Below are 8,392 nucleotides of genomic sequence, written 5' to 3'. Positions count from 1 at the left end.
CGGTCGCGGCGTATCTTGAAATTTACGACGTCATAGACGGTATCCGCGAGGGCGGAACGTTCCTGCTAAACTCGATCTGGGACGCCGAGCAGACGGTCGCTAAACTACCTAATAAAGTAAAGAAAATTTTAGCTGAGAAAAGAGTAAATTTCTACATCATCAACGCCACTAAGCTAGCTCGCGAGATCGGGCTAAAAAACCGCACGAATACCATCATGCAGTCGGCGTTTTTTAAACTTGCAGACATCATCCCATTTGCCGACGCGCAAAAATACATGAAAGAGTACGCACACAAAGCCTATGCCAAAAAGGGTGAAGCGATCGTGGAGATGAACTACAAGGCTATCGATATGGGCGCGGATGGGCTGGTCAAGGTCGAAGTAGATCCTAGCTGGGCAAATTTGACGGATGACGCCGCTAACGAGGAGAAATACGTCGGCGACGAATTTATAGAAAAAATCGTCAAGCCTATCAACGCCGCCAGGGGCGATAGCTTGCCCGTTTCGGCATTTGTGGGCTATGAGGACGGACACTTTAAATCAGGCACGACGCAATACGAAAAACGCGGTATCGGCGTAATGGTACCGAAGTGGATCGAGGGCAACTGCATCCAGTGTAATCAGTGCGCCTTCGTCTGCCCGCACGCGGTGATCCGCCCGTTTCTAATCGACGAAAACGAGCTCGCCGCCGCGCCGCAAACCGTGCAAGATCACGTCCTAGACGCCAAAGGCAAAGAGGTAAAAGGGCTAAAATACAAAATCCAAGTTAGCCCGCTTGACTGCACGGGCTGCGAGCTGTGCGCTCAAATTTGCCCGAGCAAGGAAAAATCGCTCGTCATGGTACCGCTAGCCGAGGAGATGGAGCGACACGAGCAGGAAAACGCCGATTATTTATTTAAAAAAGTAACCTACAAAGACGATCTGATGAGCAAAGATAGCGTCAAGGGCGTGGGATTTGCGCAGCCGCTATTTGAGTTTCACGGTGCGTGTCCCGGATGCGGCGAGACGCCTTATATCGGGCTTGTTACGAGACTTTTCGGCGACCGTATGATCGTGGCAAACGCCACCGGTTGTAGCTCGATCTACGGCGGTAGCGCGCCTTCGACGCCTTATACGACGAACAAAGAGGGCAAGGGCGTAGCGTGGGCGAATTCGCTATTTGAGGATAACGCGGAGTTTGGCATGGGTATGAACGTCGCGGTAGAGACGCTGCGCCACCGTATCGAAGACGTCATGCTACGCACCAAAGACGCCGCGCCAAATGCCCTAGCCGCGCTATACTCCGACTGGATCGCACACAAAAACGACGGCGAGAAAACGACGCAAATCGCTAAAATTTTAACACCGATTTTGGAGCAAAATTTAAGCGTAGAGGGCGTAAAAGAAATTTTAGAGTTAAAAAGATATCTCGTCAAAAAATCCCAGTGGATCATCGGCGGCGACGGCTGGGCCTACGACATCGGCTTTGGCGGGCTTGATCACGTGCTAGCTAGCGGCGAGAACGTAAACGTGCTCGTGCTTGACACCGAGGTCTACTCAAACACCGGCGGCCAAAGCTCAAAATCAAGCCGCGCAGGCTCCATAGCGCAGTTTACCGCTAGCGGCAAGCCGATGCAAAAAAAAGATCTAGGCTACATCGCGATGACCTACGGAAATATCTTCGTAGCTCAAATCAACTCAAACGCCAGCCAGGCAAACACGATAAAAGCCATCGCCGCAGCCGAAGCCTACGACGGACCTAGCCTCGTGATAGCGTATTCGCCGTGTATCGCGCACGGTATAAAAGGCGGCATGGCGCTCTCGGGCGGTCAAGGCGAGCTAGCGACCAAATGCGGCTACTGGCCGACCTACGTCTACGATCCGCGCCTAATCAAAGAGGGCAAAAATCCGCTCAAAATGACCTCAAAAGATCCTGATTGGTCGCTTTACGAGGAGTTTTTGCTAAACGAGGTTCGCTACAACTCGCTTAAGAAAACCAATCCGCAGCACGCGGACGAGCTGCTGGCTAAAAACAAGGCCGACGCACAAAGACGCTACCGTCAGCTAAAACGCCTAAGCTTGGCTGACTTTAGCGACGAGATCGAGTCTAGCGCGCCTGAAAGCGCCGAGGATGCCTCTGCCGGCAGCGTAGCCGAGTAAAGAGTAAATTCTCCCGCTTAAATTTATCATGTGGGAGAATTTTGTTTTTAGATAATTTCACTTAAAAAATAAAATAACCCACAAAAAAAATAAGCAAGTTTCTAAATCCTTAAAGTGAAATTAAGTCGTAAAAAGTCAAAATCGTATATCTTAAAACAAGTAAAAAGGAGCAAAGATGCTTATTACTATAATTGTTGTTGTTATTGCCCTAGCGGCTTATATTATTAAAATATACAATAAACTACAATTAATGATGCAAAACATCAGAGAGAGCTTCGCAAATATCCAAGCTACGCTCAAAAAACGTTTAGATCTATCAAATCAAATAATAGATATAGCCAAAGATTATGCAAGTAGCGAACAAATGATTCAACTTGGCGTTTCTGGAAATGGAGTCGCAAAAGTAGCTGCTTTGGCTCAAGCCTTTCCGGAACTAAAGGCTAACGAAACATATCAAATGCTAATGTCGCAGTTAGAAAAAATCGAGAGCGAACTCCTAAATAAACGTGAAAGCTACAATGCTGAGGTAAAAAGCTATAATTCTTATAAAAATGCGTTCCCGCAAGTCCTAATAGCCTCAAAACTATCTTTTGAATCAGTCGCTTATTTTGACATTAATGATGAGGACTTTAGTGAAAATTTAAAAATATTTAAAAAAGATGATTCGGCTAGAATACAAGAAATTTTAAGTGACTCTAATAAGAAAATCACCGATATTGCAATGAATGCAAAAAAGATGATTAACGATAAAATTTCAAATAATCCAAACCAAAAAGAGTAATTTTTTATAAAATCATAAATGGTTTGAATGGCTAAAATTTAAAAGATATAGATGAACCAAATTAGTCCATTTAAACCGATTTTTGATAAAAACTCTAAAATTTTAATCCTCGGCTCATTCCCTTCCGTAGTTTCTCGCAAGCTGGGCTTTTACTACGCAAATCCACAAAACCGCTTTTGGCGAGTGCTGGCCGGGATTTTAAACGCTCCGCTGCCTACAAGCATGGATGAAAAGATAAATTTTCTACTCGCTCACCGCATCGCTATCTACGATGCCGCGATCTCGTGCGAGATAAAGGGCTCGAGCGATGCTAAAATGACCGCCGTTGAGCCTGCAAATTTGGAGCCGATTTTTAGCGGAGCGCGCATAGCGCAAGTTTACGCAAACGGCGGTAAGGCGCACGAAATCTGCGAAAAATACCTAAAAAATCAAATTTTAAACGCAACGGGTAAAGAACCCGTCAAGCTACCCTCGACCAGTCCCGCAAATGCAAATTTTAGTTTTGAAAGGCTCGTGCAAGAGTGGACGATCGTCGCCGAAGCGTTAAAAGACGGCTAAATTTGATGCGAGCCTTCAAATTTAACTCATCCAAAATAATCGCACCTTCACCTTAAATTTAGTTTCAAATTTTAAAATAACCCAAATTAAACAAAGCAGGAAAACCATGAAAATCTTAAAATTTCTATTTTTACTTCCGCTTCTAGCCATCGGTGCGCAAGCGCTGGAGCCAAAAATCATAATGAAGCCCGAAGCGAGCCTAAAAAATGGCCTTTACTACGTAAAAGGCAAGCTCTACGACGGCACGTTAAAGATGCTGCGCTACAGCGTCGAGGACCTATATGACGTAAATGCGATGGGCATGGTCTATCCGAGGCTAAAACCTCTGCCGCCCACGCTTATACGCGAGATAGACGTGCAGGGCGGCACGGCGGTGCGATATCGAGACTATTTTGACGGCAGAGACAAGCCCTCAAACGAATATCCCCTAAAAAACGGCGTCCGCGAGGGCACGGCTAAGCACTACCATGCAGATAGCGGCGCTCTGATGGGCGAGAGCGAATACAAAAATGGTGTCCGCGACGGGCGTTATCGCCGCTACTACTTTGACGAGGGCGGCGCGTTAAAGCAGGAGGGCTTTTTCAAGGCGGACAGGCGAGAGGGCATTTTCACGGACTATTACATTAGCGGCGAGGTTAGCGCACGCAGTCCATACGCGGGCGGGCTTCGAAACGGCGAGGACTTCGACTACTACAAAAGCGGTAAAATTCGAGGCGTGCGAACCTACAAAGAGGGCAAGCGAGAGGGCGCGGAGACGTGGTACTACGAAAGCGGCACCGTGGAGGAGACTGGCGAATACAAAAATGACCGCAAAAACGGCGTTTGGAAGCGATTTTACGAAAACGGCAAAACGCGCGTGGTAGAAAATTACAAAGACGGCGAAAAGGACGGCGTCGCGCGCGAATACTACGTGGGCGGCAAGCTACGAGGCGAATACGAGTACAAAGACGGCCGCCAAACGGGCGCGGGGCTGGACTACTACGAGAGCGGGGCGCCGGCGGCAAAAGTAATGTTTAAAAACGGGCGCTATCACGGGCTGTACGAGGAGTATCACGAAAACGGCAAGCTAAAAGCCAGAGTGATGTTTGAGGACGGGCTGGAGGTCGGCGAGGCGCGCCACTACTACGCAAACGGCAAACTAGAGGCCGAGGGGGAGTTTGAGCGCGGCAGGCTCATCCGCGCCAAAAAATACGACGAAGCGGGTAAGCTAATCAGCGATAAACAGGGTAAAAACAGACTTCCGAGGGAGTAAATACTAAAATAAGTTGTTACTGGCATCATTTGAATTTTTATCAAACCAAATATTTGCATCTTTTATATTTTGAATATTTTAATTAGCTTTATTTAACCACTATCATTTTAAATGCAAGATACTTTTATTTTTTTTGCGCGCAGATAAATTTTTAGCAAAGCTGCGACGAAATCGCTGCGACAACAATAGCGTACAAAAACGGCTCGAATGCATACTATCAAACGCAAAACGATCCTACGAATACGGCGAGTGAGTAAAAAGCGCAAATTTTACTAAAAAACGTATTTTTTAATATCACGCAAACATCGTATAACACGTACCAGTCAGACGTATTGCAATGCTTTTAGCCACGTTGTTGTCGCGAAATTTTAACTCGCGGTCGCAAAAGACGAGGCTAAATTTGATATTCGCCTGGGCTTAGCTCTCCTCGTAAAAGCTTGCCAAAGCGCGCAGCTGCGGCATCTACGGCATCGTCGCCAAACTCGCCCGGCTCAAATCCGCTACTAATAAACGGCACGGCAAACTCCATCCCGCAGTAGTTTGCCGCGATCTTAAGCGGCGTTAAAATTTCATCCAAGCTAAAGCCGATCGCGCCCTGTTTAGAGTATTCGCTAAGCGGAGTACTGACGCTTAGCGCAAGCTGCAAGACCTTGCCTTTAAGCGCGCCGGAACCCACCAGCTCGTGCGAAAAGACGATGTCGATATAGGCTTTTAGCATAGGCGGCACGTTTAGCCAGTGCATCGGGTACAAAAATACGATGCGCTCGGCAGCCGCTAACGCGTCTTGCTCTGCGCGGGCGTCTATGCGCGCGATATCTAAGCCGTAAAGCCCCTCCAAATGCCGCACCTTAGCGTCCGCTGCGGCCTTTGCTACCTGAGATAAGGCTTTGTTTACGCGCGATGCGGCGAGATTTGGGTGCGATAAAATCACAAGAGTTTTCATGTTGTTTCCTTTGTTAAAATTTGCGGAATCATATCGCTAAAAAGCTAAAAGTAGATTAAAAATGCTTGCCAGAGCGAGACTTTTACAAGCAAGAAAGCAAAAAATTACATTTTTATAAAACAGACAACTATATCTACAACTATCCTTATAGCGTCGGTTATCTGCTATCACAATTCTTTCTAAGTGAGTTTAAAAAAGATGAAGCAAAATTTTGCAAAATTTATAAACAATTTTTAATAGAGTGTGGCACAAAAAGCGTGGAAGAGCTAATGAAAAAACACTTTAAAAAAGATACGACAAAGTGCGAATTTTGGCTGATTGGCATAGATGAAGCGCTAAAAAATTTAGATGAGTTTAAAAAGGTAGTGACCGTATAAATTCACTAGTTATCTTAAACGTTTTATTTTTTTTCGAGAAATTTTATAAATTTTTGATGGAGCATCTTCGAAAAAATGATCATCTACTATTTCATCAGCCACGCTCATAGCCCAAGCTTCATTAAAATTTTGCCCATTTTTGTTCGCACTGCTTGAATAAAGCCAGTCAAATTTAGCTAAAAATTTTTCGTGCTCGCACTCTTTTACGACTCTAATAGCCTTTAAATTTGGATACAAAAATGTAGCTTTTCTTGAACGGCGTATAAAATTTTTATACTTTTTTGGCACTCTAACAAGCTCATTTAAAACGCTAAATTTCGCTGTCGTGATAAGGCAAGGTTTATTTTCATCACGCATTTTGGCCTTATTTATCTCTTTATAATCTTTACTCAAAAAGCCGGCTGTCGTATCGGTTTGTGCTAGAAATATCATAATTTTTCTCTTTTTGATAGTAAAAATATACAAGAGATTATTAGAGCAAATCCTAAAAAATCCCAAAATACAAATTTTGTCCCAAGCCAAAAATAGCCAAAAAATGCTGCACTTAGTGGTTCTATGCAGGCTAATAAACTAGCTTTTGCTGCGCCTATGAGCTTAACACCTATCATATAAAAGCTAAATGCAAAAATGGTGCCAAGCGTAATAACAGCAATAAATGCCAGCCATTGATTTATCCCATTAAGCCCAGCAAAATCCCAAACTCTCATATAGCAAGCAAGCACTACTCCACCCATAACCATTCCCCAACCAAGCGTGAGAGTGACTGAATACTTCGCATTTAGCCTTGCTGGAGCTAGGTTATAAACGAAGACGCAAATAGCGCTCACCAAGCACCAAAATAGCGCTTTTGGCGAAATGACAAGAGATGAAATTTGCGCATGTGTGCTCAGGAAAAATACGCCAAGCATGGCTAAAAATAGAGCCAAAATTTCAAGTATTCTTGGGGCGCTTTTTTCTTTTATGCAAATGACCATTAAAATTAAAGCAGGAGCAGTGTATTGAATAACAGTTGCAACTGCGGCATTTGAAAGCTCAATGGAGTAAAAGTAGGCGTACTGCGTCATCATAAGCCCAAGCAAGGCATAGACTAAAAACTCACCAAGTAGCTTTATATCTTTAATCGGAGCAAAAACGGTACTTGGTTCTTTAAAAGCATAAAAAATCACAATAACAATGCCAGCTAGCATCAGTCTATATGGCACCAAAAAATCAGAATTTATACCAAGTGAAAATAGATACTGCCCACAAACCCCACTAAATCCCCAAAGGATACCACCAACTAAAGTAAGAAGTATCCCAAGACGATGAGTATTCATTAAATTTATCTATCTTTATTAAGCTGTGCATCTTTGCCATAATACGGCGAATATGGTCCATAAAGTATGCAGTTATGGCAATCTCTTGAAAACAAATAAGCATCTGCCATCACTGCTAGATCATACGATCTATCTGAGATGGTATTTGCCACTTGTGAGATGACAGCTGAGACTAACATGCCAAGTAGGCTACTTTGGCCACTGCTGCTATCTTCTGCTGCTATGGCACTGCCTTGCCAAAGAGTAGCGCCGCTTTTTATATCGATAAGCTTTGCTTCAAGGACAACCTTTGTTGAGCTTGAGATGACTGCATAGCTCGTACCATAATCTTTTATGTTTATGTAAAGCACACTATCTGCGTGGAAAATTTTATCAAGCTTATTTAGTGGCACGGCTGCGATCTCGCTTGGCTCGGTTATGCCATTTAGCTTAAAGGTATCATTTACAAGAGCTACTGGAAATACGTAGTACCCTGCTTCACTTAGTGGTGCGACTGCATTTGCTAAAACAGCTGCTGGGCCTGAAATTTCTGTACTATCGTTTGTTGGCATAAGCACTAAGATAGAGTGAGGTCTTTTTTGTAAAAATTCTGAGTAGTCATATGGCTCAGGCTCTTTTATAGAGCAGCCCGTAAAAAATACTGCTAAAAATGCAAAGGTTATAAATTTCAGGCTATTTTTCATTATTTGCCCCCTCTTTTTGCTCTACTTTTTTTGGAGTCAAATTTTTAGAGCCTTTGATGAAATTTATATACTCCCTTGACTCTGGGAAATTCTCTACTTCTTTGTCAAAATTTGCATTTGCAGCGCCTAAATTTCCGTTATTTAAGTATAAAAGTCCAAGGTGTGCATATACGCCAGGAGCGATCTTATAGCCCTTTTGTATTGATATCTGCACCAAATTTTCTAAGCGTGAAATTTGCTCGTTTGTATCGCCCTCTTCATTTAGATAACTATATAGCGAGCTACTATATGATCCGTCCCAATAATAAAGTGATCTTGGGCCGTTTGAATGACCGCAACCCGCT

10 protein-coding genes are annotated in these 8,392 nt (G+C 44.0%); 5 read left to right on the top strand and 5 right to left on the bottom strand.

Translation table 11 applies throughout. From position 1 onward, the window contains the following. From nifJ to QZ147_RS07160, 4 genes are all read left to right on the top strand, one after another. Positions 1–2,138, top strand: a 2,138-nt coding sequence (gene nifJ, locus QZ147_RS07175; RefSeq protein WP_295148727.1) for a pyruvate:ferredoxin (flavodoxin) oxidoreductase, incomplete at its 5' end; no start/stop codon positions are given. A 175-nt stretch (positions 2,139–2,313) separates the two neighbouring features. Continuing rightward, entirely contained in the window at positions 2,314–2,919 is a 606-nt protein-coding gene (locus QZ147_RS07170; RefSeq protein WP_103579474.1) for a LemA family protein, read from the top strand. Positions 2,920–2,970: 51 nt separating this feature from the next. Continuing rightward, positions 2,971–3,477, top strand: coding sequence for a DNA-deoxyinosine glycosylase (locus QZ147_RS07165; RefSeq protein WP_107858969.1), 507 nt, complete (start codon positions 2,971–2,973; stop codon positions 3,475–3,477). Positions 3,478–3,583: 106 nt separating this feature from the next. Then, on the top strand, positions 3,584–4,729 hold the full coding sequence (locus QZ147_RS07160; RefSeq protein ID WP_107858968.1) for a toxin-antitoxin system YwqK family antitoxin: 1,146 nt from the start codon (positions 3,584–3,586) through the stop codon (positions 4,727–4,729). Positions 4,730–5,123: 394 nt separating this feature from the next. Here the strand turns inward: QZ147_RS07160 and QZ147_RS07155 are convergent, their stop codons facing one another. Then, entirely contained in the window at positions 5,124–5,672 is a 549-nt protein-coding gene (locus QZ147_RS07155; RefSeq protein WP_054197179.1) for an NAD(P)H-dependent oxidoreductase, read from the bottom strand. Positions 5,673–5,737: 65 nt separating this feature from the next. Between QZ147_RS07155 and QZ147_RS07150 the strand changes: the two genes are divergently transcribed. After that, positions 5,738–6,049 (top strand): hypothetical protein, encoded by a 312-nt coding sequence (locus tag QZ147_RS07150; protein ID WP_107956197.1) that lies wholly within the window; start codon positions 5,738–5,740, stop codon positions 6,047–6,049. 9 nt (positions 6,050–6,058) lie between these two features. Here QZ147_RS07150 and QZ147_RS07145 read toward each other — a convergent pair whose 3' ends face one another. The 4 genes from QZ147_RS07145 to QZ147_RS07130 all read right to left on the bottom strand — a co-directional run. Further along, positions 6,059–6,481, bottom strand: coding sequence for a threonylcarbamoyl-AMP synthase (locus tag QZ147_RS07145; RefSeq protein ID WP_021091590.1), 423 nt, complete (start codon positions 6,479–6,481; stop codon positions 6,059–6,061). Beyond that, complete coding sequence (locus QZ147_RS07140) at positions 6,478–7,365, bottom strand: EamA family transporter (RefSeq protein ID WP_295148711.1); 888 nt, start codon at positions 7,363–7,365, stop codon at positions 6,478–6,480. The genes QZ147_RS07145 and QZ147_RS07140 overlap by 4 nt, the downstream gene beginning before the upstream one ends. A 5-nt stretch (positions 7,366–7,370) precedes the next feature. Continuing rightward, on the bottom strand, positions 7,371–8,048 hold the full coding sequence (locus QZ147_RS07135) for a GNA1162 family protein (RefSeq protein WP_295148709.1): 678 nt from the start codon (positions 8,046–8,048) through the stop codon (positions 7,371–7,373). Continuing rightward, positions 8,038–8,392 (bottom strand): DUF4810 domain-containing protein (locus QZ147_RS07130; protein ID WP_295148706.1); only part of this gene is annotated, 355 nt, incomplete at its 5' end. The genes QZ147_RS07135 and QZ147_RS07130, both read right to left, overlap by 11 nt.

Origin of the sequence: uncultured Campylobacter sp., from assembly GCF_905371695.1 — a bacterium.
Taxonomy (GTDB): Bacteria; Campylobacterota; Campylobacteria; order Campylobacterales; family Campylobacteraceae; genus Campylobacter_A.
This window is presented reverse-complemented; position numbering and strand designations above follow the sequence as displayed.

Excerpts from the sequence above, each read along its gene's own strand:
- QZ147_RS07170 (WP_103579474.1), top strand. The coding sequence starts at position 2,314 with ATGCTTATTACTATAATTGTTGTTGTTATTGCCCTAGCGGCTTATATT.
- QZ147_RS07165 (WP_107858969.1), top strand. The coding sequence starts at position 2,971 with ATGAACCAAATTAGTCCATTTAAACCGATTTTTGATAAAAACTCTAAA.
- QZ147_RS07160 (WP_107858968.1), top strand. The coding sequence starts at position 3,584 with ATGAAAATCTTAAAATTTCTATTTTTACTTCCGCTTCTAGCCATCGGT.
- QZ147_RS07155 (WP_054197179.1), bottom strand. The coding sequence starts at position 5,672 with ATGAAAACTCTTGTGATTTTATCGCACCCAAATCTCGCCGCATCGCGC.
- QZ147_RS07145 (WP_021091590.1), bottom strand. The coding sequence starts at position 6,481 with ATGATATTTCTAGCACAAACCGATACGACAGCCGGCTTTTTGAGTAAA.
- QZ147_RS07140 (WP_295148711.1), bottom strand. The coding sequence starts at position 7,365 with ATGAATACTCATCGTCTTGGGATACTTCTTACTTTAGTTGGTGGTATC.
- QZ147_RS07135 (WP_295148709.1), bottom strand. The coding sequence starts at position 8,048 with ATGAAAAATAGCCTGAAATTTATAACCTTTGCATTTTTAGCAGTATTT.